At 65.5% G+C, this 24,992-nt stretch carries 23 protein-coding genes; 7 read left to right on the top strand and 16 right to left on the bottom strand.

The window, feature by feature from the left end:
• Positions 1-32 precede the first annotated feature (32 nt).
• Positions 33-1,397, bottom strand: a complete 1,365-nt coding sequence (locus tag J8F10_RS00525) for a hypothetical protein (protein WP_210651563.1) — start codon at positions 1,395-1,397, stop codon at positions 33-35.
• 236 nt (positions 1,398-1,633) lie between these two features.
• On the opposite strand from J8F10_RS00525, the gene surE reads away from it, so the two are divergent.
• Together surE and J8F10_RS00515 are read left to right on the top strand one after the other, a co-directional pair.
• Positions 1,634-2,404 carry a 5'/3'-nucleotidase SurE gene (gene surE / locus J8F10_RS00520; RefSeq protein WP_210651561.1) on the top strand — a complete coding sequence of 257 codons (771 nt, stop codon included), beginning with the start codon at positions 1,634-1,636 and terminating at the stop codon, positions 2,402-2,404.
• Positions 2,405-2,478: 74 nt separating this feature from the next.
• A complete protein-coding gene (locus J8F10_RS00515; protein ID WP_210651560.1) occupies positions 2,479-2,994 on the top strand; it encodes a hypothetical protein in 516 nt (171 codons plus the stop codon).
• A gap of 132 nt (positions 2,995-3,126) precedes the next feature.
• Here the strand turns inward: J8F10_RS00515 and J8F10_RS00510 are convergent, their stop codons facing one another.
• The 12 genes from J8F10_RS00510 to J8F10_RS00455 form a co-directional block, all read right to left on the bottom strand.
• Positions 3,127-4,503 carry a sulfatase family protein gene (locus J8F10_RS00510; protein ID WP_210651559.1) on the bottom strand — a complete coding sequence of 459 codons (1,377 nt, stop codon included), beginning with the start codon at positions 4,501-4,503 and terminating at the stop codon, positions 3,127-3,129.
• Positions 4,504-4,529: 26 nt separating this feature from the next.
• Positions 4,530-5,588, bottom strand: a complete 1,059-nt coding sequence (gene selD, locus J8F10_RS00505; RefSeq protein ID WP_210651558.1) for a selenide, water dikinase SelD — start codon at positions 5,586-5,588, stop codon at positions 4,530-4,532.
• A 46-nt stretch (positions 5,589-5,634) separates the two neighbouring features.
• The gene (locus J8F10_RS00500) at positions 5,635-6,243 is read right to left on the bottom strand and encodes an SMI1/KNR4 family protein (RefSeq protein WP_210651556.1); all 609 of its coding nucleotides are present in this window, start codon (positions 6,241-6,243) and stop codon (positions 5,635-5,637) included.
• 57 nt (positions 6,244-6,300) lie between these two features.
• Positions 6,301-9,255 carry an Rne/Rng family ribonuclease gene (locus tag J8F10_RS00495; RefSeq protein WP_210651547.1) on the bottom strand — a complete coding sequence of 985 codons (2,955 nt, stop codon included), beginning with the start codon at positions 9,253-9,255 and terminating at the stop codon, positions 6,301-6,303.
• Between the two features lie 28 nt (positions 9,256-9,283).
• Positions 9,284-10,135 carry a TIGR03936 family radical SAM-associated protein gene (locus tag J8F10_RS00490; protein ID WP_210651546.1) on the bottom strand — a complete coding sequence of 284 codons (852 nt, stop codon included), beginning with the start codon at positions 10,133-10,135 and terminating at the stop codon, positions 9,284-9,286.
• Positions 10,136-10,500: 365 nt separating this feature from the next.
• Positions 10,501-12,291: a phosphoenolpyruvate--protein phosphotransferase gene (gene ptsP, locus J8F10_RS00485; RefSeq protein WP_210651545.1), complete on the bottom strand. Its 1,791-nt coding sequence runs from the start codon at positions 12,289-12,291 to the stop codon at positions 10,501-10,503.
• 82 nt (positions 12,292-12,373) lie between these two features.
• Complete coding sequence (locus J8F10_RS00480) at positions 12,374-12,667, bottom strand: HPr family phosphocarrier protein (protein ID WP_210651543.1); 294 nt, start codon at positions 12,665-12,667, stop codon at positions 12,374-12,376.
• Positions 12,668-12,830: 163 nt separating this feature from the next.
• Positions 12,831-13,358 carry a PTS sugar transporter subunit IIA gene (locus tag J8F10_RS00475; RefSeq protein WP_210651541.1) on the bottom strand — a complete coding sequence of 176 codons (528 nt, stop codon included), beginning with the start codon at positions 13,356-13,358 and terminating at the stop codon, positions 12,831-12,833.
• Positions 13,359-13,437: 79 nt separating this feature from the next.
• A complete protein-coding gene (gene hpf / locus J8F10_RS00470) occupies positions 13,438-13,782 on the bottom strand; it encodes a ribosome hibernation-promoting factor, HPF/YfiA family (protein ID WP_210651539.1) in 345 nt (114 codons plus the stop codon).
• Positions 13,783-13,975: 193 nt separating this feature from the next.
• Positions 13,976-15,028, bottom strand: a complete 1,053-nt coding sequence (locus J8F10_RS00465) for an HlyD family secretion protein (protein WP_210651537.1) — start codon at positions 15,026-15,028, stop codon at positions 13,976-13,978.
• 118 nt (positions 15,029-15,146) lie between these two features.
• The gene (locus J8F10_RS00460; protein ID WP_210651535.1) at positions 15,147-16,406 is read right to left on the bottom strand and encodes a hypothetical protein; all 1,260 of its coding nucleotides are present in this window, start codon (positions 16,404-16,406) and stop codon (positions 15,147-15,149) included.
• A 144-nt stretch (positions 16,407-16,550) separates the two neighbouring features.
• A complete protein-coding gene (locus J8F10_RS00455) occupies positions 16,551-16,820 on the bottom strand; it encodes a hypothetical protein (protein WP_210651532.1) in 270 nt (89 codons plus the stop codon).
• Between the two features lie 127 nt (positions 16,821-16,947).
• Here J8F10_RS00455 and trmB point away from each other — a divergent pair, with 127 nt between their 5' ends.
• Together trmB and J8F10_RS00445 are read left to right on the top strand one after the other, a co-directional pair.
• A complete protein-coding gene (trmB, locus tag J8F10_RS00450; RefSeq protein ID WP_210651531.1) occupies positions 16,948-17,703 on the top strand; it encodes a tRNA (guanine(46)-N(7))-methyltransferase TrmB in 756 nt (251 codons plus the stop codon).
• A gap of 82 nt (positions 17,704-17,785) precedes the next feature.
• Positions 17,786-19,498, top strand: a complete 1,713-nt coding sequence (locus J8F10_RS00445) for an ABC1 kinase family protein (RefSeq protein ID WP_315854053.1) — start codon at positions 17,786-17,788, stop codon at positions 19,496-19,498.
• A gap of 211 nt (positions 19,499-19,709) precedes the next feature.
• On the opposite strand, the gene J8F10_RS00440 is transcribed toward J8F10_RS00445, so the two are convergent.
• Both J8F10_RS00440 and J8F10_RS00435 read right to left on the bottom strand, forming a co-directional pair.
• Positions 19,710-20,222, bottom strand: coding sequence for a hypothetical protein (locus J8F10_RS00440; protein ID WP_210651530.1), 513 nt, complete (start codon positions 20,220-20,222; stop codon positions 19,710-19,712).
• A gap of 120 nt (positions 20,223-20,342) precedes the next feature.
• Positions 20,343-20,564: a hypothetical protein gene (locus J8F10_RS00435; protein WP_210651527.1), complete on the bottom strand. Its 222-nt coding sequence runs from the start codon at positions 20,562-20,564 to the stop codon at positions 20,343-20,345.
• Positions 20,565-20,630: 66 nt separating this feature from the next.
• On the opposite strand from J8F10_RS00435, the gene J8F10_RS00430 reads away from it, so the two are divergent.
• A complete protein-coding gene (locus tag J8F10_RS00430) occupies positions 20,631-22,316 on the top strand; it encodes a recombinase family protein (protein WP_210651525.1) in 1,686 nt (561 codons plus the stop codon).
• A 238-nt stretch (positions 22,317-22,554) separates the two neighbouring features.
• Here the strand turns inward: J8F10_RS00430 and J8F10_RS00425 are convergent, their stop codons facing one another.
• Complete coding sequence (locus J8F10_RS00425) at positions 22,555-23,070, bottom strand: hypothetical protein (RefSeq protein ID WP_210651521.1); 516 nt, start codon at positions 23,068-23,070, stop codon at positions 22,555-22,557.
• A gap of 443 nt (positions 23,071-23,513) precedes the next feature.
• On the opposite strand from J8F10_RS00425, the gene J8F10_RS00420 reads away from it, so the two are divergent.
• Both J8F10_RS00420 and J8F10_RS39680 read left to right on the top strand, forming a co-directional pair.
• Positions 23,514-24,098: an ECF-type sigma factor gene (locus tag J8F10_RS00420; RefSeq protein WP_210661690.1), complete on the top strand. Its 585-nt coding sequence runs from the start codon at positions 23,514-23,516 to the stop codon at positions 24,096-24,098.
• 100 nt (positions 24,099-24,198) lie between these two features.
• Positions 24,199-24,912, top strand: coding sequence for a calcium-binding protein (locus J8F10_RS39680; RefSeq protein WP_210651520.1), 714 nt, complete (start codon positions 24,199-24,201; stop codon positions 24,910-24,912).
• Positions 24,913-24,992: the final 80 nt, after the last annotated feature.

Raw genomic sequence — 24,992 nt, 5'->3', positions numbered from 1 at the left:
CTACCATGCGGGGCGCGTTCGCGGAAGGCGGATCAGACCGCGAGCGGGTTCGGCGGGGCCTGACTCGGCCGCACGCGCCGCCAAGCCGCGCCAGCCAGTCGCGTCAGTACGCTGCCAGGCACGATCGGCGGGGGCTCCGCGGCCGTCAAATTCGGCCGAAACACGATAAGTAGCAGGAGCGGCAAGTACCACAACACGTACAGCCCGCCCCGGTCCGCGTGCCAGAACTGCACGCCGATCAGGATCGCCGCGGACTGCGCGATCAGGTGCGACAAGTTCTTGCGGGCGGGCCAGATGGTGACGCTCGCGAGAAAACCGATGAACAGTACGAAGAGCGGGAGCCGGTACGCCCAGTGCGTGCCGGACCAGATGCTCTCGGTGGTCGGCGCGGCCCACGGCTTCCAGTGGGTCAGGTTGAGTGACGTCACGATCCCCTGACCGGTCGGCCCATCAATTACCAGCACGAGAGCGGTCACGCCGATGCTACTGGCGCTCGCCAAAAGGAACGCTAGGCCGAAGCGCGCGGCCCCGCGCTGGCTGAAGAACCCGAACCAGAGCGGGAACAGCAGTGCGGGGAACACGGCGCTCCCGGCCGCGAGCCCGAGCAGCCAACCCGCCAGCGTCGGGCGCCGGTAACTGAAGATCGCCCACACCAAAAAGGCGGTCGGCCAGACGTGATCGAATTGCCCGATGTGGTACGCGGTGTACGGTACCAGCGTGTACAGTGTCGCGGCGGCCACCCCGGTCGTGATGTCGCCGAAGTGCCGCCACCCGATCATTAACAGCCCGACCAGTACGGCCGCGTGGCAGATCATCGCGAGACCGCGCTCGGCCCAGAACCGCACCGCGACGGCCGGGGCGTGGTGCCCGTTCGTGTTCTGCGCCTGCTGCACAACGGCGGTGGCCGTCTCCTGAACCTGTTCGATGGTCGCGGGGCGCTTCCCGACCTGTTCCTGGTTCGCCTGATCCGGCGTTCGGCGCACCGCCACGGCCGTTAGTCCCACGAACAGTGCGAGACCGAGCCACGCGAGGCCTGGCGTATTAAGGTTGGCAGTTACGGGCGGTCGGCGCACCAGGGCCGTATCAACGATCGCGCGCACGAACCAGTACAGCGAGCCCACGAGCAGCCACGCGTACCCCAGCGCGCGCTCGCGCGCCGCGCGCCGCGCGAAATCGACTCCCGCTTCGCCGCTGGCTCGCGCAGTCGCGTCGAGTGAGGCGGCCTCCTGCAAGATCAGGAACCCCGGCACGAGCAGGAACAGCATCAGGAGGTCGAGGTTGCGAATCGAAAGCAATCGCGTGAACTGGAAGAACAGCGCGATCGTGAGAAAGAGCGAGAAATAGAACCAAGTCGCCGCGTTCGGCAGGTGAAAATCGAGGAAAATGGATGGTTCCACGGCAGTGCCCCCCGGTGGGACCAAGTCGGACAGATTGCGCGAGTCGCAGTGCGGGCAGCACGCTGAATAGCTTGTAGATATGCGCACTCCAAACCCGCGTCAAGCCGCCCCGAATACATCGCCCAAATTAACCCCTCCATTCAATCCATAAATACGTTACACGCGGCCCTCTCGGATGCACCGTCATCGTAGAATTCCCCTTCCGAGGGGTCCGCACTTCCACAGAAGGTCCGTCGATGCGAATTCTGCTCACCAATGATGATGGCATTTATGCACCGGGGTTGCGCGCGTTGCGCGCCGAACTGCTCAAGCTGGGCACCGTTACCGTCGTTGCGCCCGCGACGGAACAGAGTGCGGCGGGGCACTCGGTCACGCTCCTCACGCCGCTCCTGGTGAACGAGGTGTACGAGGACGACGCGACGACGTTCGTGGGGTGGGCCGTCGAGGGGCGCCCGGCCGACTGCGTGAAACTCGCGCTCCTGGAACTGCTCCCGGAACCGCCGGACGTCATCATCAGCGGCATGAACGCGGGCAGCAACGCGGGCATCAACGTGCTTTACTCGGGCACGGTCGCCGCCGCGATCGAGGGCGCGTTCTACCACCACACCGCAATCGCCGTTTCGCTCGAGTACGACAAGAAAATCTACGACTTCCCCGCCGCCGCGAAGTACGCGCGCCAGGTCATCGAGCAGATCCTCGCGCGCAAACCCGCCAGTGGGAGCTTGTTCAATGTGAACTTACCCGTACTGGAACGCGGGCCGATTCGCGGAATCAAGGTGATGCCACAGAACGTGTCGCCGTACACCGAGAAGTTCGACCGGCGCGTGAACCCGCGCGGGCGCACCTACTTCTGGACCAGCCCCGAGTTCAATTGCCCGGACCCGCACCCCGACACGGACGTGACCGCGCTCAACGAGAGTTACATCACCGTAACGCCGCTCCAGTTCGATCTCACCGACCACGCGAAAATGGAGCAGTTGAAGAAGTGGGAATGGAAGGTGGAGTGAGCGCGGGCGTTCGCCCTGAAAGACCGTGACCCAACGGCTGTACCTCCTTGCGGCATCCCCAAGGAGGCGCCCACATGCTCTCCGCCCTCGCCGACGTGCTCGAATCGCTCCCCGCGCTGCTCGACGATCCAGGCGCGTGGGATTCGCTCATCGTGAACCGACGGAAGCCTACAACCTATCGCGTGTTCCGCTACCTTTCTGACGGAGTCCGGGTCAGTCTGCACAAGTTCGACCCGTGCGCCACACACGAAGCGTACCCGCACCCCCATCCGTGGCCAGGTGCGTTCGCGATCCTCGAAGGGTCGTACCGAATGTGGGTCGGGTTCACGCCCGATCTGGAATCGCGCGAGCCGATTACCGTGACCGAAACCGTGCTCACGGCGGGCAGTCGGTATGAGATCACCGAACCGCGGACGTGGCACTCCGTCACGCCGTTGGAAGAGTGTTGGACGGTGATGGTGAACGGGCTGCCGTGGAAGGAGCAAGCGCACGTTCGCGCTCCAACCACGACCGGCAAGGATTTGGACAAGATGCCGCCGGACGAACTGGCGGCACACCTCGCGAAGTTTCGGAGCCTGCTCACGAAGTAGTGTCGGGGCGCGTTAAACGAGCCGCGACCGCCAGGGAGCGGGAGGCACAACCGGTTCCTGGCGGTCGCGGCTCCACACAGGGCGCCACTGCGAACGCTCCCTGGCGGTCGCGGCTCGTTCCACACACTGCAACTACTTCTTGCCTGGGGTGCCGCCCGGAATTGCAGGCGGCAGGCGATTCACTTCTTTCGCGTACAGTGCCTTAATCTCCGTGAGCGCGTCTTTGTGCTTGGCGTTCAACACAAGGTTGTGCTCTTCGAGCGGGTCGTTCTTCAGGTCGAAGAGCTCCGTGTACTCCGGGTTATCCGGGTAGACGGTGTACTTCCAGCGCTCGGTGCGAACACCCTCCGTCCGCGGGATGGTGTTGTTCGGGTCTTTCGAGTGGAAGTAGTGGTGCTCGTAAAAGAAGTGCGTGCGCCAGTCCGGTTTCTCACCCGCAACAAGCGGCTTCAAGCTCAGTCCGTCCACCTCTTTGGGAATCGCAACATCCGCGTAACTCAAAATCGTGGGCGCGATGTCGATGTTCAGCACCATCTCGTTACGCGCTGCGCCGCGCTGAGTTTTCGGTAGGCGCGGATCGGCCACAATCAGCGGCACGCGGATCGACTCCTCGTACATCAGCCACTTGTGATTGAACCCGCGCTCGCCGAGGAAAAAGCCGTTGTCCGACGTGTAAATCAGAACGGTGTTGTCCGCGCGTTTCTTGTCCGCGAGCGCCTTCGTGACGATGCCCACGGAACGATCGACGCCCGCGATACACCGCAGGTACTGCTTCACGAATTCCTGGTACTTGTCCGGCGTGGGGAAGTCACGCACGGCCCGCACGCGGTTGAGGCTCGTTTTGAGGAAGTCGGGGAGTTGGTCGTGGAACTTCGCGTCCGCGGTCTTCGGCGGCACGATTTTCGTGTCCTTAAATAGCTCCGCGTCGCGGGGGTCGGGTTCGTAAGGCTCGTGAGGCGATTTGTACAGCAGGATGAGACAGAACGGCGTGTCGGCCGGCGTGTCCACAATGAACTTCACCGCCCGGCGCGCGAGGTACTCGGAATTGTGGACCTTCTCGCCCTCCACCGTGTGGAAGAACTCGCCCTGCCCGCCCCACGCATCCCACAAGTCGAAGTGTTCCTTCGGGGGCGGTCCGCCGATGCCCCACTTCCCAACGATGCCCACGCGGTAGCCCGCTTGCTTCAACTGAACCGGGAGCGTCGTCGCAAACACCTCTTTGGTGAACGCGGTGCTGAAGTCCGGCACCTTGTGGTTGCGCGCGAGTCGCCCGCTGATGATGCTCGCGCGGCTGATGCAGCAAATGGACGTGGTGACGAAACCGTTCGTGAACCGCGTGCCGTTTGATGCGATGCTGTCAATGTTGGGCGTCTTGAGGAACGGGTGCCCGGAGCAACTGAGGCAGTCGGCGCGCTGATCGTCCGTGACGAACAGCACGAAACTCGGTTTGTCCGCAGCAAACACCGGTGATGCCAGGAGCACGACCGCGAGCGTGACGAAGTACCGCATCGTTCCCTCACATTGACTGCCGTAACTCAGGACCGGCTCGGCGTCACGCGAATGCGCCCCGCGCCCGGCCCCGTAATCTTCCCAACGATCGCACTCGCGAGCACACCCGCGGCAGAAAGTGCCCGCGTCACGTCGTCCGCAATCGCTTCCGGTACGGCCGCGAGCAACCCGCCCGAAGTCTGCGCGTCGCACAGCAGGAGTTGCTGCTCTGGCGACACGCCCGCAGCGTACTCGACCCAATCGGCAAGAAACTTCGCGTTCGCGCGCGTCCCGCCGGGAGCGATGCCCGCGTTCACATATGCGCGCGCGGCATCCAGTACCGGCACGCGGTCGGCCCATACTTCGGCCGTAACCGCACTCGCGGCCGTCACGTTCCGTAAGTGGCCGAGTAGTCCGAAGCCGGTCACGTCCGTGAGCGCGTGGACCTCGAACCGCGTGAGCACCTCGGCCGCGGCGCGGTTCAACGTCGTCATCACGCGAATTGCTTCGGTGATGGCGGATTTCGCGTCCTGGTCATTCTTCGCCGCGGTCGAGATGATGCCGAGTCCGAGCGGCTTCGTGAGAACGAGCACGTCACCCGGCTTCGCGCCCGCGTTGCTCAGCACACGATTCGGGTGAACCGTGCCGACCACCGCCAGCCCAAAGATTGGCTCTTCGCTCTTGATCGTATGCCCACCGACAATGGCGATGCCCGCTTCGGCCGCGATCTCGGCCGCCCCCGCCAAGATCTCCCCGAGCACCGTGGCCGGGAGCGTGTCCGGGAATCCAACGATACTGAGGGCCGAGAGCGGCTTCCCGCCCATCGCGTACACGTCGGACAGGGCGTTCGCCGCGGCGACCCGGCCGAAGTCGCGCGGGTCGTCGACAATCGGCGTGAAGAAGTCCGTCGTGAGGACCAGTGCGAGGTCGTCCGACATCTTGTAGATGGCCGCGTCGTCGGCGGTAGAACTGCCGACGAGCACGTTCGGATCGGTAATCGGCGGCAGCATTCCCAAGAGCGGGAGCAAGAACCCCGGCGGGTGTTTGGCCGCGCACCCGGCCCGCTTCGCTAGCTTCGTCAGTCGGATCGGTTCGGAAGTGTTCACGGGCAACTCCTGGTGGCGCGCAGTCGTAGCACTCGCGGTGCGGCGGTTACAGGTCGCGAACCCGGACCAACCCGGGGCCGTGCGTGTCCGGCGCGGTCGTGAACTCGCCGCGGTCCAGTTCGTGGGAGAACTGCGTGAGCCACTCCGTCAGGCTCTTTGCTAATAAGCCGCGCGCCGGTTCGTCGTGGTACCAGAAGATAACCTGACCGACGTGCCCGCGTTTCAATGGCATCAGGTCCAGGCAGTACAAATCGCCCGCAGAATCCCGCGTTAAGGGAATCCACTTCGCGTGCCACCAGTCCTTACGAATCGGGCCGCGCGGCGCGCCTTTGACCTCCGCGAATTCCCCGCGCAGGTCGTGCAGCGTGTGCCAGTAATCGGTCACGCCGGCCAGGCTGTGCCACCGGTGCCCGTAGAGAAATGATGGGGCACATTTGAGATCGGGCCAGTAGCTCACCGGGGTGGGAATGACCCGCTGCCCGTCGTGAATGCGGTAGCACGCTTTCACGTCGTCCGGCAGCACGACACCCATTTCCGTTTCAGCTCGCTGGAGGTGCTCGTCGGTCGCGGGCGGACCGAGGCTCGCCAGCACGACCGGTGCGTGCGCGGCGAGCCAGCGGTGGATACGGTCCCAGGCAGTTTCGAGATCGCTCATAGCGCAATCTCCGTACAGAACGAGCGGCGCGGAGTGCCGCCGCTCGCCAAGAAAATATCAATCCATCGGGCGCGGGTAGCGCCCGCCGCGGTCGTCACGCCCCCCGCGGCCGCGGTCGTCGCGCGGCGGTACGCGGCCGGCGGTCAATTTCGGCAGCGGCGCGGGCGGGAGGAGCCGCACCTCGTTCCCGTTGTGATCGAAGCACCGCACCGACATCAGGTCCGGGGACACCCCGGGCTGCCCGGTGATCTGCACTTCCATTTTGCCGCGATCTTCCAGCGCGGCGATCTCCTTGCGGCGCTTGTTCAGCAAGTAGTTCGCGGCGTCGGCGTGGACGCCGACCTGCACCACCTGAACCGCCGGGGCGCGGTGCGCGGCGAGGTGCAACAGGCGCATCACCTCGATCGCCAGGCTCTCGCTCGTCTTCACGAACCCGTTCGCGCGGCAGTGCGGGCAGTCCGAGAAGATGCTCCGCTTCAGGCTCGGCCGGATGCGCTGCCGGGTCATCTCGATGAGGCCGAACTGCGAGATGCGCAGGATCTTGGTTCGAGCGCGGTCGCGTCTGAGGGCTTCGCGGAAGGCGTCTTCCACCTTGCGCCGGTGCGACTCGCTCCGCATGTCGATGAAGTCGTTCACGATCACGCCGCCGAGGTCGCGCAGGCGCAGTTGCCGCGCGATCTCCTTCGCCGCGTGCAGGTTCATCTGGAACGCGGTCTCCTCGGCGTTGTTGTCCGCGCGGAAGTTCCCGCTGTTCACGTCGATCGCGACGAGCGCCTCCGTTTGCTCGATGACCAGCGACCCGCCGAGCGGCATCTCGATGCGCTTCTGGTGGATCTTCGCGATCTCGTCCTCGATCGCGTACCGGTGGAACAGCGGCTCCGTGTGGTCGAAGTGCTTGATGCGGCTCGCGAACTTGGGCATCACGATCTGCAAGAACTCGCTCGCGTGCCCGAACGCGGTCGGCTCGTCCACCCAGATCGTGTCGATGTCACTGGTAAATATGTCGCGTATGGTCCGCGTAATCATGTCCGATTCGCGGTAGATCTCGACCGGCCCCGCGACGCGCTTGAGGCGCTTCACCACCACCTGCCACAGCCGCAGCAGGTACGCGAGGTCGTTCTGCAGTTCCTTCGCGTCGCGGTCGACGGCCGCGGTGCGGACGATGAACCCGACGCCCTTGGGCGGGGCGAGCGTGGTCATGATCTCGCGGAGCCGGCGCCGCGCGTCGTGGTCCTCGATCTTGCGCGACACGCCGACGCGGTTCAGGCTCGGCATCAGCACGAGGTAGCGCCCGGCGATGCTGACATACGTGCTCAGCGTCGGCCCCTTCGTGCCGACCGCTTCCTTGATGACCTGAACGATGACTTCCTGGCCGCGCTTGAAAATCTCTTGGATCGGCGGCTTCGGCAGGCCGCGATCGCGCCCGCCCTTCGGCCCGCCCGGACCGCCCTTGAACCCGCCCGGGCCGCGGGGACCGCGATCGGGTCCGCGGTCCCGGTCCCCGCGCGGAGCCCCCCGCCCGCGATCGTCGCGCCCGCCGCGCGGGGCACCCCGCCCGCGGTCGCGGTCCCGATCGCCGCGCCCGCCGCGCCCGCGCTCGTTTTCGCGGCGCGGACCGGAGTCGAAATCGTCGTTGAACCCGCGCCCGGTAACTTCCGGTTCGCCCGGCCCTTCGGTCTCGTGCGCGAAGTCGCGCGCCTCTTGTTCGGCCGCTTCCGCGGGCTCGGGCTCGTCGTTGAACCGCTCGATCTGTTCCGCGCCCTCCGCCTCCCCTTCATCATCGGCCCCGGCCCGGGGCGCGTTTGCGAAGCGGTCGTTGGGCGCGTCCGGGTCGAAATCGGCCGACCCGCCGTCGTCGAAGAACGGCTTGATCTCGCCCTCGTCGTCGCCCGCGGAGGTGCGCCGTTCGGCCCCGCCCATGTACTTCGGCTTGTCGTCCGGGCCTTCGCTCTCGCCCTCGCTCTCGCCTTCCTTTTTCTTGGTGCGGCGGGTCCGCGGTTTCGCCTTGCTCTCGCCCGGCTCCTCGGCGGCCGCGTCTTCGGCCTTCGGCTTCTTGCGCGTCCGCGGCTTCTTCGCCTCGGGCTCCACCACCTCGATCGGGGCGACGGGGTCACCGCCCTCGAGCGCGTCGGTGGCCTCGGCCACGTCGGGCGCCTCCGGCGCAGCGGGTTCGGCCGGGCGCGGGAGCTTCGCGGTCGGTGCCGGGGCCACGTCCACGATACCGGCGCCGAACTCGTCGTCTTCAACCACCGGCGCCTGAGCGACCGGCTTGGGTGCCACGACCCGTGGGGCTTGCGCGCGGGCCGGTTGCGGGGCGGCCTTCGGCGCGGGGGACGGGGCGACCACGTCCTCCAGACCGGCACCGAACCCGTCGTCGTCGTCCGAAGCGAGCGCGGGGGCTTCCGCTTCCACCTCCGCTACTTCAGTCTCGACCGCGTCGTCCTCGAGTTCGTCCGCTTCGGCCACTTCGATCTCGTCCGCTTCCAACTCCGTCACGTCGCCCGCTTCGCCCTCGTCGGGGGCGGCTTCGGCCATCGGCACTTCGTCGATCCCGGAGGCGAACTCGGGTTCCTCAATGAGTTCCTCGCCCCGCGGCGCGCTCGGCGCGGGTTCCAACCACGAGGTCATCTCGCGCGGCGGCTTCGGCCCGCGGTCGCGCCCCCCGCGCCCGCCCCGGTCGCGTGCGCCCGCGCCCGCGCGGTTCCCCCCGCCGCCGTACTCGCGGTCCAGTTCGGCCTCGTACTCGGCGAGGTCGGCCTTCGAGAGCAGGTGCTTGTAGTACGCCGGGTCCACGTCGGACACGTGCAGGAACCCGTTGCGCCCGATGCCGAAGTCCACGAACGCGGCCTGGATGCTCGGTTCGATGTTGACGATCCGGCCCTTATAAATGTTCCCGACGTAGCTCTCCTGGCTCGCCCGCTCGACGTACAGTTCTTCGAGAACCCCGTCCTCCACGATGGCGATCCGGCACTCCTCCTGTTGGAGGACGTTAATCAGCATTTCTTTTTTCATTACAAATCTCGTGTCTCAGAGTGGTTCGTTATTCGACGACCGGGCCGTTGGGCGACGCGCCCCACCCGGCTTCGAGAGATTGTTGGTTCGCTTCTTCGTCCAGCCGCGCGGCGAGCGCGGCCACTTCCGCGCCGGTCAGCGGGACGCTGTCGGCGGGACCGTCCGGGGGCTCGTCCGTGCTCGAACCGGTCGGGAGAGGACCGTCCGCCGGAGCTACTTCGTCGCGGATCTCGACGACGGTTCGTTCGAGAACCGCGCCGTTATCGATCAGGTCTTCGATGTGCAGAAGGTGCAGCAGTTCGTCCGCGCGCGCCGAGCCGGTCTGCGTGACCCACAGGTCGAGGCGGAGGACGTGACCTCCCCCCCCGTCTTCCCGGGAAGCCGGGCGGCTTTCGACACTCACGTTCCGAAGATACGGCTTGATGTTCAGGCGCTTGGGGCTCGGCCGCAGCCGTTCGACCCACACTTTCGGTTCGGCCATGAGCGCGGCGGCGGCGGCTTCGACGTCGGCCACTCGCTCCGCGGGGAGTGGCAACTCGTACACGACGCGCCGAACACGCGCGGTCGCCTTCATCGGGACCGGCGCAACGTGAGTGAAGACGAGACCGGTGGGTGCTTGTGCGTTGAGAGTGGTAAACAGTTGGTCGGAGTCGCGCGGTTCGGTCAGTTCGAGTTCCATGACCTCGTCACAGCCGATCACCCCGAGCGGGAGCGAAAGGGCGAACACCAGTCGCGGGGTGGGGTGAAAGCCGGCGGTGGATTTGAACGGTACAGCCGCCCGACGGAGCATCCGTTCGGAGCACCGCATCAGGTCGTGGTGGCTCACCAGCCGGAGCGTGCCCGACTTGACGAACCGGAAACGGAATTTGTCACCGAGCATCGAAACTGGCTTCGCCGGAAGCTCCGCGCTTCAGGTTCCGAGTTCGAGCTGAAGAGCCGGAGCCCGGTGGCCCGCCCTCACCTCGGTACCCGAACCCTGCAACGCGGAACTCGGCCGAAACCCCTCCCAGCCTCCCTCCGGTGGGCGCGCGGGCCGGGTCGGACGAATCTGTGTAGGCGGTGAAAAGCAACACGGACCGGCGCAAAATGAAAGGCGGAGACGACGTGCGTCCCGCCCTGGCATTTTGCACTGGTCCTTGTTCACGGTTCACTTTCTAACTTCGTCTCGACCCTGCTCGCGGGGGTGATGGAACGGGCCGGTCACGGCGGTTTGAGTGCCCCGCGGTTCGACCGGTAAACCCGTCCTCAATCGGCCCCCTCCGAGGGGAGAATTTTGCGTAAGTAGTCGCGTAAGTAACTGCTGACCTGGCTGGCGGTTTCCATATTCAGGGCGCGGTCCGCGACTTCTTTGACCTCCGCGACCCTCAGTTCGCGGATCACCCGTTTGATCTCGGGGATCTTGCGAGGCGTCGCGCTCAGTTGTCGCATGCCCAGGCCAACCAGGAGCGGGACGTAGAGCGGTTCCCCGCTCATCTCCCCGCACACGTTTACGTCGAACGGGCGCTTGGTCTGTTCCTTTTGGGCCGCCTGCACCACCATGCGTATCAGCCGCAGAACGGCCGGGTCCGTCGGGTTGTACAGGTTGGCCACGTGTTCGTTGTTTCGGTCCGCCGCGAGCGTGTATTGAACCAGGTCGTTCGTTCCGATGGAGAAGAAATCGACCTCGCGAGCGAGCACGTCCGACAACAGTGCGGCGGACGGCACTTCGATCATTGTACCGACCGGCACCTCAGATTTGAAGGGGATTCCGGCGTCCTCTAAATCCTCTTTTACGTCGTTGAGCAGCGCCTTGCACTGGCGCAACTCGTCCACCGTGCTAATCATCGGGAACATGACGCGCACGTCGCCGTGGAGCGCGACGCGCAAGATGGCCCGGAGCTGCGTCTTGAACAGGTCGCGGTCGTGCAGGCACAAGCGGATGCTACGGAGGCCCAGGAACGGGTTCTTCTCGCCCGCAACGGCCCCGGAGACGCTCGAAAACTTGTCGGCCCCGAGGTCGAGCGTGCGGATCACGACCGGGCGGTTCGGCCCGAGTGTGCTCACCACGGACGAGTACGCGGCGAAGTGCTCCTCTTCCGTCGGGTGGGACGATTTGTTGAGGTAGAGGAACTCGGTGCGGTAGAGCCCCACCCCTTCGGCACCGCGGTCCAGACAGTGCGAAGCTTCTTGTGCCAGTTCGATGTTCCCGAGGAGCCGGATCGGGACCGGAACGTCGTCGCGGGTGACGCACGGCTTGTCGCGCAGGCTCTCGTACCGGTCCGGGCGGGAGAGCAGGCGGGCGCGTTTCAGTTCGTACCGGGCGAGAGTTTCCTCGTCCGGGTCGATGATGAGGACGCCCTCGCCGCCGTCCACGATGACCGTATCGCGCCCGGACACGTCGCTGAGGAACCGGCCGATGCCGACGACGGCAGGGATCTCGAGTGCCCCGGCGAGGATCGCAGTGTGGCTGGTGTTGCCGCCGCTCTCGGTGGCGAACGCGCGTACCGTCCGGGGGCCGAACTCGGCCGTGTCCGAGGGCATCAGGTCGTTCGCCAGGACCACGACCGGTTCAGTCAGGTTGCCGAACGGGTTGGTCGGGTGCCCGAGCAGGGCGGCGAGCACTTGGCGCTCGATGTCGATGAACTCGGTGGCCTGGCGCCGGACCACCGCGGCCCCGTGATCGCCGCCCCGCTGACCGGCGGCTTCAAACGCCTTGACGAAGTCGCGGATGACGCGGCTGACCGCGTACTCGGCGGAATACTTCTCCGACCGGATGCGCTCCTCGATCTGCCGGCGGATGTTGGCATCCTCTAGCAGCGACTGTTGTGCCGCGTAGATGTTGCCGAGGTCCGGGCCGAGCCGGGCCGTCATCCGCGCGCGCTCGTCGCGCGCGGCCGCGGCGGTCTCTTCGAGGGCGCGCCCCAGTCGGGCGATCTCCCCGTCGAGCTGTTCCGGCGGCACGGTCCGGTGCGGGATGAGGACGCCCTCGGTATCCAGCACGAGGGCCGGACCGATGGCGACGCCGGGGGAGACTCCGATACCGTACCTGTATTCCATTCGCCGGAACGTCCGGGTGCCCGTTGTTTGAGGGGGCGACGAGCAGTTCGGGCGGAGCCGCTCGTCGAAATCTATCGTACCGTCAGATCGTATAATCTTCGCCGCCGGGCGAAGCCAAAACTTCCACGAGGGGCTCCACCGCTCTGAGGGCGTCCGGGCCGTCCACCTCGAGAACGATTTCGGCGTCCTGCATTGCTACGAGCAGAATGAGGTCCCAAAGGCTCTTGCCGTCGGCCCGCGCGTCACCGTTCCACACGGTAACGGTACAGGCGTACTGGCGGGCCGTCCGCGAGAACCGGTCCGCGACGCGCGGGTGTATGCCGAGCGGGTTCACGATACGAACGACCCGGCGCAGCGGCCCGGTACCGTCGGACATTGTGACCTCCGAACCGGGCGGCGGGTACGTGTCCGGGGGCGGCGCGGGCGCACAGGTGCTTTGCGGGAGCGCGTCCCGCGGTCCTGGCCCGTTCCCACCCACCCGACCGGTCATCGTTGCCCCTCAGTTCGCCCGAAACGCACCACCCATCGAATCCCGCGACCTACCAGCCCGGTGCGGCCGATTCCAAAAGCGCCCAGATCTCTTCCCGCGTCTGGCACCCCCGCAGTTGCTTCACGAAGTCGTCGTTCCGCATGGTCCGCACGACCGCCTCGAGCGCCCGCAGGTGATCGCCGGGCCGGTCTTGAGGGGAGACGAGGAGGATGAACACGTACACCGGCTCGCCGTCGAGACTGTCGAACGGGAGCCCGTCGCGCGAGAGCGCGAGGGTGCCGATGAGCCGGTCCGCGGCCGGGTGCCGGGAGTGGGGGATGGCGATGTGGCGCCCGATGCCGGTGGTGCCGAGGTCCTCGCGCCGGAGCACCGCGCGCACGATGTCGTCCACGTCGGACGCGCGGAAGTGCCCGGCCGCGTGCAGCGCGCCGACCATTTCCCGAACGACCCTCTCCTTCACCGCCCGCACGCCAGTCGCGTCGCGTGCCTCGCCCTGGGGCGCGGGCGCTCCGGGTGCCGCCGGCGCCGCCAGGGACGGGATGATCGCGTCGCGGACGATAAAGTTGCACAGGCGCATGTAGACCTCTCCCTCTTGTCCGCCACCGGTGGGCGCGGCAGGGGCGCAACCGCCACCCGCGCGCCACCGCCCCGCGCCGTTACTGCCCGTCGCGCAAGTTGTTCCCGCCGTAGTCCGGGGCGCGGCGGTGGTCCTGGATCTTTTCCTTGTAGTGCGTGATCTGCTGCTTCGCGTGGGCCGCGGCCTTGTTGAACGCGGTGAGGACGTCCGCGTCCACGTCCGACCCCACGAACTCGTGCGTGTGTTCGGCGGTCGCCAGGAGCTCGACCTTCAGGTTGCCGTTGTGGTCCCGGTGCAGATCCACCGTGATCTCGATCATCGTCAGCCGGTTGAAAAAGTGGAGCAGTTTCTCCCCCTTTTCCTTGAGCTGTTGTTGGATGTCGTCTCCCAAGTGGCCGTGTCGAACGGAAACTGTGACCTGCACGGAATACCTCGCTCTCGTCGGCGGGGCCGCGCGGCGGGCGCTGCCGGCGGTACTGGAAACTTACAGTGTGACTCGGAGTCCCTCGGAACGTCCGGTCGGGAGATTGTATCCCATGAACGGGGAATGTGCCAAATTCCGGGCACCAAGTTCCGGCCCGGGCTCGGAATCGGCCCGTTCTCGCCCCCGGACGGAACTACTCGTTCCCGATGCGCACGCGCACGCGCTGCCCGACGAGAAACCCGTCGGCGGGGCCGTCGAACGTGACGAGGCACTCGACCGTCCGCACATCGTTCACCTCGCCCGGCTCGAACAGCGCCCCGCGCTTGCGCGCGACGAACGCCCCGACGCGCTGAACGCGCCCGGTCCGCGCCGGCGCATCGGCGCGCGTGTCGTCCGTTACGATCGCGCGCATGTTCGGTTTCACCCGACCGAGGAATTCCTGTTCGAGTTCCGCCCGAACCACGAGCGGGCCGTCGGGCCGGAACACGAGCGCGGGCTGCAACCCGCCGGGCGCTGCGGACTCCCCCACGGACACGTTCACGCGGAGCACTGAGCCGTTCGCGGGGGCCACCAGCACGCAGTCGCGAACAGCTTTTTCGGCCTGTTTAAGGGCGATTTGCGCGAGTGTTTTTTTCGCCTCGGCCGCGCGGACGCGCAGGTTCGGGTTCAGAGCCATCAGTTCCGCGAGCCGATCGGTCTCGACCGCTTCGAGGCGCTCGAATTGCCGCACCTCGGCTTCGGCCGCGATCAGTTCGCCCGCGGTCACGGTACCGAACGTTTTCGCGGTCCGGCGCTCTTCGAGCAACTTGCGCGCGGTTGTAATGCGGTCTTGCGCTGCGGCGATCGCGGTTTTCTGAGCGGCGACCCGCGCCGGGTGCAGTTTCACCTCGACCGCACTGGCTTCGATGTCGATGTCGGCGGAACCGAGAGCCGCCCGTGCCTCATCCACACGCAGCTTCAGCGCCTCGTCGTCCAACCGCAGGAGCGGCCGGCCAGCCGCGACCGTTTGGCCCTCGGTCACCATCACCTCGACCACTTTCCCGGGCATCGCGGGATCGAGTGCCGCGGCCGGGAGCAACCCGTCCACGCGCCCGGAACAGACGACGTCGAGTTCTGCGAGCGGCGGACCCGACCGGGAGGAATCGTTTTTGGGACGGGACTGCCACCACGCGACCGCGCCGATCGGCACGAGCAGGAGCAGCGCGGCGACGATCGCGCCGCGAACCGAGAACCGCCGTTCGGACATGGGTCACCCTCGCCACCAAATCGGCCGGTGGATTCGATTGTAACCGGTGAGAAGCGGCTTCGCCCACACCCGACACGCGACTTCCGCAGCGCCGCGTGCCAGAAGCGCGACGCAGTCGCTACCGCCCGCCAATGGGGAGGGTCAGAAGTGGGGCGTTCCCGCCCTTATCGGTCGAGAGCTGGAGCCGCGCCAGTTCGACGAGCAGCGCGAAGGTGGCCTTCGTGTCGCGGTCCCGCTCGTCGATGTAGAACCAGTAGCCCTTGTGTTGAACGGCGACGTGTGCCGATGCGGGGGGTCTTTTTCCTTCCGCCCAACACACTTTGAACAGCCCGCCGAGCACCTGCTGCCAATCGAACGCCCGCCCGTCCGCGCCGGTGGTGATCGGTGCCACTCCACTCGCAATATGCGCGCTCGGCACCTCGACCCCGTTGGCGACGAAGAACAGCACCTGCAACAGCGACCGCGTTTCCAGATCGAGTTTGTCCAGGCCGTCCTTCGGCGCGTCCTTCAGGTACGGGTCCAGTTTCGCGGTGGTGAACTCGAACGAGGTTCGCGCCGGGTTCAGTTTGAAGGCCCGGCATAGGGTCAAGAAGTCCGGGTCGTTCTTCACCGATTCATCGAACCGCAGGGTCGGCTGCTGTTTTTTGCGCACCACGCGCCAGTTGCCGGTCTTGTCCTTGCGGTACTCGAACCCGGCCTGGGCCGCGCGAACCACCGCGTCCGCGGTAATCTTCTCCGGCGGCAATTCGTCGCTCACCGGATCGTCCTGTTCGTCAATGAAAACGGTCGCTAACTTGCGATCGGTTAATCGTTGCAGCGCCTCGACGCCCGCGAGAAAGTCCGCAAATTCCGGGGGCGTTTTCGGCGTCGGGCCGCTCCCGGTCTCGGCGTTCGATACCCAGTTCAGGTTCTCCAACCACAGTCGGAAAACGGTGGAGGTGGGCCACGTCGTTTTGCTCAATGAAGCGGTCGATTCCAGGGACAGGGGCGTGAACAACCGGCGGGTGAATTCCTGGTCGTCCTGCGAAGTGTACGTGAGCGTCGGCCGACTCGCGCTGCTCCAACCGACTTGCGGCAGCACAGCGCCACGATACCCGCCGAGCGCTTGCCCCCCTGCGGCCGCGGTGAAGAACGGCGTCAGCCCAACGTTGCGAGTGAACTCGTACTGGTCCGCGAGAGAACTCACTGCCAAACTGCTGGGCGTGTCGGTGTAGCGGAGGCGCACAATATTCAGAAGGAGCTGCTCTTCGCCGCTGACTTTCACCGCCTCGTTGTACCGGATGCGGTCGGTCGGCAGCGCACGCGGACCGAACGAGCAGCCCCCACAAGTCAGGGCCAACACGCACAGCGCCGTCCTCCGCCACCCAGCGCCGGTCATGCTCGCTCCTCGTCCTCGCACTTCAAGAGAATTATCGGTTATGGCGGCTGTGTAGATGAGGTAAACGAGGCAATTTACACTCGGCGAGCGCGCCCGCTCTCGGCCACTATGTTATGCGTTGCAACAGGCGTGCTTGCTGGTTCACTATAACGAAGTTGAACTACCATCTGTTGCACCAGACATTGCGAGAAGCTCTCGCTTCGCTATTTCGATCAGGCGTTCGGCCTCCGCAAAATCTATCAAACAGGAAGTATATTTTTGATGCGATGGCAACAGCTCAATTTTTAGCTTAAGGTCTTTGTCGTCTACAAACATGGTTATCCATAACCGTTTGTCGTCTACCCAGAGCTCGGCCACAGGCAGATTGCAACCCGGTTTTCCCGCCCAGATCATGCTTATTTTCGACGTAGTCATGACGAGAACGTCCTCGGAATCGCTTGTAGCAGCGATTTTACCCGGCGCGAGTTTATCGCGATGAAATTCATTGGCAAATGCCGCAAGCGTCTAGACAATCACCAACCGTTTCCCCGGGCGCAGCACCATGACTGAACCGAACCGGACCGAGCGCGAGTTCGGGGTGCCCTTCCCCGGCGCCATCCTCGATCAAGGAAAGTGGACGCAGACGGCGCTGAAGGCCATGCCGGACGGCCACCTGAACTGGCCCGAACTCTTCGGTCGGGACGCGCCCGTGGTGCTCGACCTCGGGTGCGGGAACGGGCGCTACCTGATCGGGTCCGCACTCGCGCGGCCCGATCACAACCACTTCGGAACCGACATCCTCCCGGTCGTGATTCGCTACGCGCGTAAACGTGGCAACCAGCGCGGACTCGCGAACCTGAAGTTCGCGGTGCTGGGCGGCTGGGAGCTTCTGGAGAAGCACGTAGCGCCGCACACGGTGGCGGAAATTCACTGCTACCACCCGCAGCCGTATTACGACCCGGCGCAGGTCCACCGCCGACTCATCACGCCCGCGTTTCTCGCGCTCGTCCACCGCGCGCTGCGCCCGGGCGGGCAGTTCGTCATCCAGACCGACAACCCCGGCTACTGGAAGTACATCCGGGCCGTTGTGCCGGTGTTCTTCGACTTCACCGAACTCGGCGGGAAGTGGCCGGATTCCCCGCGGGGGCGCACGCGGCGCGAAATCATTGCCACGCAAAAGAAGCTGCCGGTGTTTCGCGCGGAAGCGGAGGCGAAACCGGACCTGAGCGAAGCCGACGCACTCCGTTTGGCCGAATCGCTCCCGCCGCCGACGTTCGACGCCGACCGCCGACTGCGCGAGCTGGACAAACTCGCGTAGGGTCAACAAATAAGCACGAAATACGAAGTTTGGTTTTCGCCCCGGAGGGGCCGACTTTCGTAGCACAGGGCGGAAGCCCTGTGTGCTCTTCGTTGTCTCTGGGGCGCTCGTGATTAACCTGACCGACATTCCGCGGCTGGCACGAAGCGCGGGCCGGCTCGCCGAGATCACCCGCGTGCTCGCGAAGTACGGGCTGGCGGATGCGCTCGCGCGCCTTGATTACCGGTTCGTGCGCCGCTGGACCCAGGACACCGGGTTGGGCCGGATCTCGTCCCAGTCGCGCGAGGTCCGCATCCGGCTCGTACTCACCGAACTCGGCACCACGTTTATCAAATTCGGACAAGTGCTCAGTACGCGGCGCGACCTCATCGGCCCGGCCCTGGGCGACGAACTGGCCCAACTTCAATCGCACGTCCCGGGTGACTCGTTCGAGGTCACGCGCGCCACAATCGAGGCAGAACTGGGCAAGCCACTCGAAGAACTGTTCAAGACGTTCGAGCCGGAACCGCTCGCGTCCGCGAGCATTGGGCAGGTCCACAAAGCGACGCTACATGACGGCCGGAAAGTGGCCGTGAAAGTACAGCACCCGGACATTCACCGGCGGGTCGCCGACGACCTCGCGATCCTCGCCGAACTCGCGGCCCTCGCGGAGATGTACCTGTCAGAGTTCCGCGTGTACCGACCGGTCGCGGTGGTCGCGGAATTCGAGCGCGTGCTCCTGCGGGAACTCGACTTCCGGCGCGAACTGCGGCACCTGCAGCTCTTTCGGCAAGCGTTCGCGAGCGACACCGGCGTGCGGTTCCCCGAGCCGTTTCCGGACCACTCGCGGTCGCGCGTTTTAACGATGGAACTCTTCGAGGGCCTCCCGTTCAGCAAGCCGGACGCGATCCGGGCCGCGGGCGGGAACTTCGCGGACCTTGCCCGGCGCGGAGCGAAAGCGTTCCTCGACATGATCTTCCGCGACGGTCTGTTCCACGCGGACCCGCACCCCGGCAACGTGTTCTTCTTGCCGCCGACGGAGGCGTGCCCCACGGGAGCGATCGGGTTACTCGATGTGGGCATGGTCGGCCGGATCGACGACCGGCTGCGGGAGCGGATCGACCGCGGCGTGAGCGCGGTGCTGATGAAGGACTCCGCGACGATTACCGAAATCATCGTGCAGGTCGGTGACGTGCCGAGCACGTTCGACGAGGGCGCGCTGGAGTGTGAAGTCGCGGAGCAACTCGCGTTCTACCACGGCATGCCGCTCGAACAGTTCCAACTCGGTACCGCACTCAACGAACTGACGGACGCGATCCGCCGGTACCACGTCATGCTGCCGGCGCCGATCGCGCTGCTGCTCCGCGTGCTAGTGATGCTCGAAGGCACCGGTCGGTTGCTCGCCCCCGGCTTCAATCTGGTGGAATCGCTGGAGCCGTACAAGAAATCGGGTGTATTGAAAAAGCTCTCACCGAAACGCGCACTGCGCCGGCTCGTGGGCACGGTCACGGACTGGGACGAACTGGTTCGCGCCTTCCCGCGCCAAGTCCGCGGCATCGTGCGCATGCTTCAGCGGCGCGAGATCGGCGTAGAGCTGAGCCACCGACACCTGGAGCCGTCGGTGAACCGGCTCGTGTTCGGGCTGATGGTCAGTTCACTTTTCGTCGGCTCGGCGATGATGTGGGCAGCGAAGTCGGAACCACTGGTGTACGGCGTGTCGCTGTTCGGCGTATTGGGGTGCCTCACGAGCGCGGTATTGGGGTACCGCCTCTTCCGCGCGATTCAGCACTCCGGCAGACTCGAGGAGCGCGATTAGAAGAAAAACTCGGGAAAATACGGGCGCGTGCCGGGACGAACGCGGTTGCGAGCAGTGCGTCGTCCCGCCCGGAGGAAACGGAGAGGTGAATAATCGGGGAGAGTTGTCAACGAGATCGCCCGGCACTTTAAACGGTCCACCCAGCGCACATCGATTTCGTGTCTCGATGTGCCTGTTTGTGGTAGCGTTTTAGGCACAGATCCCTCACAACTCAGCCCGATTTCGGCCGCGGGAAGTTGCTCAGGCTCGGCTTCGCGGACGGCGGTGGCGGCTTGGGGGCCGGGTGCTTTGAAGCCGAGGCCGCTACGGGTTGAGGAGCGGCCGGCTTCTCACCCTCTTCGAGGGGAGCCGCGATACCGTTCGCCGCCAACCACGCACGCGCCAGCGCCAGCGTGAGCCCGTGCGGGCCGTCGCCGGTGGCTTCGACCGTTTTCCCCTCGGCCGCCAACGTACCGGTCCACGTCGTGTCCGACTTCCGCGTAAGAGAAAACTGCGCCGCGGTGGGGAGGAGCTTGAACGCCTCGCCTTTCTTCGGCACGGTGGCAGCGGCTTGGCGCTGCTCCTCGTTGAGTTTCGCGACGCACACCTCGCAGCGCGTCTTCTGGAACTTCGCCAGTCGCTGCGCCCGGTAACGGTCTACTGCATAGTGCTGGAACTCGCGCAGGCACCCACACGCGCGTGCGACCATCGGTCGCGCGACGACTTCACCCGTCGGCACACCCATCTGACAACCTCCGATCGCTGGGCAAGCGTATTTACATCATACAACATATCCCCGGTGCCTCAGCAAGTGGGTGCTGACGGAAAAGCCGACTGCCGACCAACCGTGCGGCGGACGAATCGATCAAATCGGCCTGGTTGTGACGGCCCGACTGACGCTGCGGAAGACGAGGATTGGAACAGCAATTCCCGGCACAAAAATTCCCGCCAGGAGCCAGGCATCGTGACCAATTCCCGGGTGCTCACCCACCACCTTCCAGACCGTGCTCCAGACGATCCAGAACCCGAGGAGCCCGGAACCGATGCCCGCGAGAAGAGCGATCGCGGCCCGTGAAACGAACGACATGGGTGACATATTCTGGAAGCCTCCGGTAGATGGTGTATACTGACGGCAATCCACTGAGGTTGTTGCATGGTCCGCCCGAAAGCCACGTCGTCCGAACCGCCCGTCGCCTACAGCTACATCCGCTTCTCAACCCCGGACCAAGAGGCCGGCGACAGTATCCGTCGCCAGGAAGCCTTACGCGATGAGTGGTGCGCACGGAACGGCGTGCGCTTGATGGAGACGCTTCGCGACTACGGCATCTCCGCGTTCAAGGGGAAGCACCGGGCCGACGACAAGGTAGCGTTGGGGCGGTTTCTTTCGCTCGTCAAGGCCGGCACTGTGAGGCCTGGCTCTTACCTCGTCGTCGAGCAGTTCGACCGCCTCTCTCGCGAACAGATCCGGCCCGCGCTCACCCTGCTTCTGAACCTGATCGAAGCTGGCGTCCGTGTCGTTCAGTTGATGCCGGTCGAGAAGGTGTACGGTGAGGATGTCGAGCCGATGGCGCTGATGATGGCCATCATGGAATTGTCACGCGGGCATTCGGAGAGCATGGCGAAAAGCGGGCGCTGCGGGCAGGCGTGGGCTAACAAGCGCAAGGAAGCTGCACAGAAGCCGCTCACGCGGAACGTTCCCGCCTGGTGTAAGCTCGTGGGCGAGAAGATCGTTCTTGACGAAGCTAAGGCCGAAGTCGTGCGGCGCATCTACAACATGGCGCTTGCGGGCCGCGGAATGCCTACGATCGCGAAGACGCTGAATCTCGAGGGTGTGGCTCCACTGAGCGGCCGCTCGAAGCGCTGGGCACCGTCCTCGCTCGACCACATCCTTTCCAGCCGGACCTCGATCGGCGAGTATCAGCCCCACACCTGGCACGGGCGCGAGCGGCGCGAACCGGATGGGCCGCCGGTTACGGGCTACTACCCGGCCGTGGTGACGGAACAGACGTTCGATGCAGTGAGGGTCGCGATGAGCCGACGGAACAAGAAGGGCAGCGGGCGTGGCGACAAGACGCTCTCGATCTTCAGCGGGCTCCTCTTCGATGCGCGGAGCGGTGAGAAGTTCCACGTCACCAACAACACCGTACACGGGCGGCGTATCTCGCCCTACGAGTCGTCGCGCACCCTCCCGGATTTTAAGTGGATCTCGTTCTCGGCCGACACGTTCGAGTCCGCGGTGCTCTCGAAGTTCCGGGAGATCGATGCGCGAGAGATCGTTGGCAACCGCCCTGACCCCACAGCAAGTTTTGCAAATCGGCTCGACGAGATCGAACGGCGCATCACGAGCATCAAGTCGCAGCTCGTGAGCGGTGACGAGGATGTCGGGCCGGTCATGGAAGCGCTCCGCAACCTCGAGGCGGAACGCAAAACCGCTGCGGAACAACTCCGGGTCGCGCGCCAGGAAGCCGCATCGACCCTGGCGGACGCCTGGGCAGACTGTCATTCACTGGCGGACCTGCTCGCCTCAACCCCGGCCCCGGCCGATACGCGCGCCCGGTTGCGGGCCTCGATTCAACGTGTCGTGAAGCAGGTGTACTGTTTGTTCGTTGCTAAATCGAAAACGCGGATCGCGGCCGTTCAGGTGTGGTTCGAGGGTGGGGAATCACACCGTGACTACCTGATCGTTCACCGCTGTAGGATCGGGAGCCAGGCCGCGGAATGGTTCGTGCGCTCGCTCGTGCTGCCCACGAGCGCCGAGGGCCTCGACCTGAGGAAGCGGGAAGACGCTGCGGTATTGGAGCCGATCCTCGAATCGTTGGATTTGGCTACGAAGGAGTGACACCAGTTCCCCCGGTTAGACTCGCGTAGCTCAGTGGTAGAGCAGCGGTTTTGTAAAACTCGAAGACGTCTCAAAACCCCGGAAATTCCGGGGTTATTGCATTTCCCACTGGCACCAGGTGCCCCTCGTCACCCCCGCGCGCGGGTGTCAACGGGTGTCAGTTCTCAGCGGGGACAAACTACGCGGCCGGGCCCGATGCAGCAATCGGTTCGATCGGCCATCCGACGAAGGCTCGCGGCTATTTCTTCCCGAACGTGAACGGCTCTAGCCGGTAGCCGACGGGCTGCTTCTTATCGTCCTCGAACCGCGTCGGCCGTTCGGGCACCTTCCCTTTTGCCGTTTCCCACTTGGCGAGTTTGACCCACTCCTTGTTCAGGACCCACCGCGGCCGGTCGTCCTCGAAGCGAATGATTCCGACCCACACGTACTCACCGGCCCCGTCCTTGAACCGGAAGTCGAGCCACATCGGGTTCGCGTCGGCGTTCAGAACCAGCACCCCGTCCGTCTGAGTCGATTCGTTGTCGTGGTCGGTGAACCAGGCCTGGTTCTGTGGCACGGTACGGTCCGCGGGCTTGTACATGGTCCACTGGATGCCGAAGCTCGCGCGCAGTTGCTTCTCCCTGGGGACGCGAACATCGAACTCTCGCCAATCTCCCTTGAGCTTCGCCCGCACCGTTTTCGCGTCCACCCCCTTGGGTGGGTCCGCGGTCACGGTCGCTGTTGTGACGAGGAGCAGGGACAACCCAATTCGCATGGAAAGCCCTCCGTTGGTCGAGCAAAAAACTCACCGGCCGCGGGTGCTGCGGACCGGCCTTCGGAACCCGCCAGATCATCATAACTCGGTAATCATCGGGGGTTTTGCATTTCTCAATGACGCCGGTTACCCCTAATCGCACCCGCGCGGGTGTAAACGGGCGTCAACGTCCGCGTGAACACGGGGCGCGAGATGTGGCAGGAGCCGACGAGTCGGGCAGCGTATGCGTTAAGCCACCCGCCGATGAATCAGAGCCATCCCTGAAGATAGAGAGGTGTGTCGGGCCGACGCACTCAAGACAACATTCGTTCGCGGCACACGTGCTCGGGTGCACTGCGCCGTGCGATTGGGCCGCCGCCAAGGGGGCGCCTGCGGGCACGCGGGAGAAGAATTGTGGCCGGTTGCTCGTGCCGCCGGCCGCGCCGGGGGGTACACTCGGAAGCATGTCCGACGTTACCCGCCTCCTCGACGCGGCCGCCGGCGGTGACCGCCGGGCCGCCACCGACCTGCTCCCCCTCGTGTACGACGAGTTGCGGAAGCTCGCCGCCGCCCGCATGGCCGCGGAGGACCCTGGGCACACGCTGGACGCCACGGCCCTGGTGCACGAGGCGTACCTGCGGCTGGTCGGCCCTACCGACGATCACCGGTGGGACTCACGCGGCCACTTCTTCGCCGCCGCGGCCGAGGCCATCCGCCGCATCCTGGTCGATTCGGCCCGCCGCAAGGCGGCCGTCAAGCGCGGGGGCGGGCGGCGGCGGGTAGAGGCCGACCTGGACGCCGTGCGGGTCGGCGACTCGGACGACAATCTCCTCGCCCTGCACGACGCCCTGGAGCGGTTCACCGCCCACGACCCGGTGAAGGCCAAACTGGTCGAGCTGAAGTTCTTCGCCGGTCTCACCCTGGAGCAGGCCGCCGACTACCTGGGCGTCTCCCTGTCCACCGCCGACCGGGGCTGGAAGTACGCCCGCGCCTGGTTGTACTCCGCTATGGCCGGAACCGATTCCGAAGAAAACGATCCATCGACCTGATGTGCTAGCCGCTCCGAATCCGCATTGGGGGTGAACAGGAGCCTCGGGCGGTCGGCCCGACGCCCACTCCGAACCCCTCCACGCTGTACCGGGGCGAGTCATGTTCCAGACCCTCAAATCGTGGCTGACCGCCGCCCGCTCCGCCAAGTCCGCGCCCCACCCCCGCCGGTTCGCCCCTCAGGTCGAGGCGCTGCACGACCGACTGACGCCGTCGTTCAGCGTGTCCGGCAACAACTTGAACATTGTCGGCACCAACCACGCCGACACGGTGTACGTGTCCGTGGTCCAGAAAGGCACTTTCTACGAGATCCGGGAAATCAACAGCCAGAACCCGTTGCAACCGCAAGTGACATACATCCCCGTCGGGTACGTGCCCGGGATCATCACGTTCCGGGGCTACGACGGCGACGACAGCTTCAGCAACTTCACCACCAAGGCGAGCTTCGCGACGGGCGGCAACGGCAACGACTCCTTCTTCGGCGGGTCCGACGAGGACGAGTTCCACGGGGAGGCCGGTAACGACCGGCTGGAGGGGAAGGGTGGCCGGGATAGGCTGTACGGCGGCAACGGCAACGACACCCTGCACGGTGGCGACGGCGACGACTACCTCTACGGCCAATCGGGCCGGGACGCGTTGTACGGCGGCGCGGGGAGCGACCGGCTCGACGGCGGGGCGGGCGACGGGCAGGCCGACTACCTGAACGGCGGGGCCGGGGCGGACGTGTTCGTGTTCGATCCCGCCTACTTCAGAGTGTTCAACCGCGACGCGCCGGCCGACTTCAACTCGAGCAAAGACGGATACGTGCAGAGTTAACGACACCCGGCTTCTTAAGACGGTCGCGACGGTAAGCCCCCCGCCGAATTCAGCGGGGGCACCCTCGTTTCCTTCCCGCC

It is taken from the genome of Gemmata palustris (genome assembly GCF_017939745.1).
GTDB classification, from domain to species: domain Bacteria; phylum Planctomycetota; class Planctomycetia; order Gemmatales; family Gemmataceae; genus Gemmata; species Gemmata palustris.
This window is presented reverse-complemented; position numbering and strand designations above follow the sequence as displayed.

Bases quoted from the DNA above. Each gene is read 5' to 3' on its own strand.
- surE (WP_210651561.1), top strand. From the start codon at position 1,634: ATGCGAATTCTGCTCACCAATGATGATGGCATTTATGCACCGGGGTTG.
- J8F10_RS00515 (WP_210651560.1), top strand. From the start codon at position 2,479: ATGCTCTCCGCCCTCGCCGACGTGCTCGAATCGCTCCCCGCGCTGCTC.
- J8F10_RS00510 (WP_210651559.1), bottom strand. From the start codon at position 4,503: ATGCGGTACTTCGTCACGCTCGCGGTCGTGCTCCTGGCATCACCGGTG.
- J8F10_RS00500 (WP_210651556.1), bottom strand. From the start codon at position 6,243: ATGAGCGATCTCGAAACTGCCTGGGACCGTATCCACCGCTGGCTCGCC.
- J8F10_RS00495 (WP_210651547.1), bottom strand. From the start codon at position 9,255: ATGAAAAAAGAAATGCTGATTAACGTCCTCCAACAGGAGGAGTGCCGG.
- J8F10_RS00490 (WP_210651546.1), bottom strand. From the start codon at position 10,135: ATGCTCGGTGACAAATTCCGTTTCCGGTTCGTCAAGTCGGGCACGCTC.
- ptsP (WP_210651545.1), bottom strand. From the start codon at position 12,291: ATGGAATACAGGTACGGTATCGGAGTCTCCCCCGGCGTCGCCATCGGT.
- J8F10_RS00480 (WP_210651543.1), bottom strand. From the start codon at position 12,667: ATGTCCGACGGTACCGGGCCGCTGCGCCGGGTCGTTCGTATCGTGAAC.
- J8F10_RS00475 (WP_210651541.1), bottom strand. From the start codon at position 13,358: ATGCGCCTGTGCAACTTTATCGTCCGCGACGCGATCATCCCGTCCCTG.
- J8F10_RS00465 (WP_210651537.1), bottom strand. From the start codon at position 15,028: ATGTCCGAACGGCGGTTCTCGGTTCGCGGCGCGATCGTCGCCGCGCTG.
- J8F10_RS00460 (WP_210651535.1), bottom strand. From the start codon at position 16,406: ATGACCGGCGCTGGGTGGCGGAGGACGGCGCTGTGCGTGTTGGCCCTG.
- J8F10_RS00455 (WP_210651532.1), bottom strand. From the start codon at position 16,820: ATGACTACGTCGAAAATAAGCATGATCTGGGCGGGAAAACCGGGTTGC.
- trmB (WP_210651531.1), top strand. From the start codon at position 16,948: ATGACTGAACCGAACCGGACCGAGCGCGAGTTCGGGGTGCCCTTCCCC.
- J8F10_RS00440 (WP_210651530.1), bottom strand. From the start codon at position 20,222: ATGGGTGTGCCGACGGGTGAAGTCGTCGCGCGACCGATGGTCGCACGC.
- J8F10_RS00435 (WP_210651527.1), bottom strand. From the start codon at position 20,564: ATGTCGTTCGTTTCACGGGCCGCGATCGCTCTTCTCGCGGGCATCGGT.
- J8F10_RS00430 (WP_210651525.1), top strand. From the start codon at position 20,631: ATGGTCCGCCCGAAAGCCACGTCGTCCGAACCGCCCGTCGCCTACAGC.
- J8F10_RS00425 (WP_210651521.1), bottom strand. From the start codon at position 23,070: ATGCGAATTGGGTTGTCCCTGCTCCTCGTCACAACAGCGACCGTGACC.
- J8F10_RS00420 (WP_210661690.1), top strand. From the start codon at position 23,514: ATGTCCGACGTTACCCGCCTCCTCGACGCGGCCGCCGGCGGTGACCGC.
- J8F10_RS39680 (WP_210651520.1), top strand. From the start codon at position 24,199: ATGTTCCAGACCCTCAAATCGTGGCTGACCGCCGCCCGCTCCGCCAAG.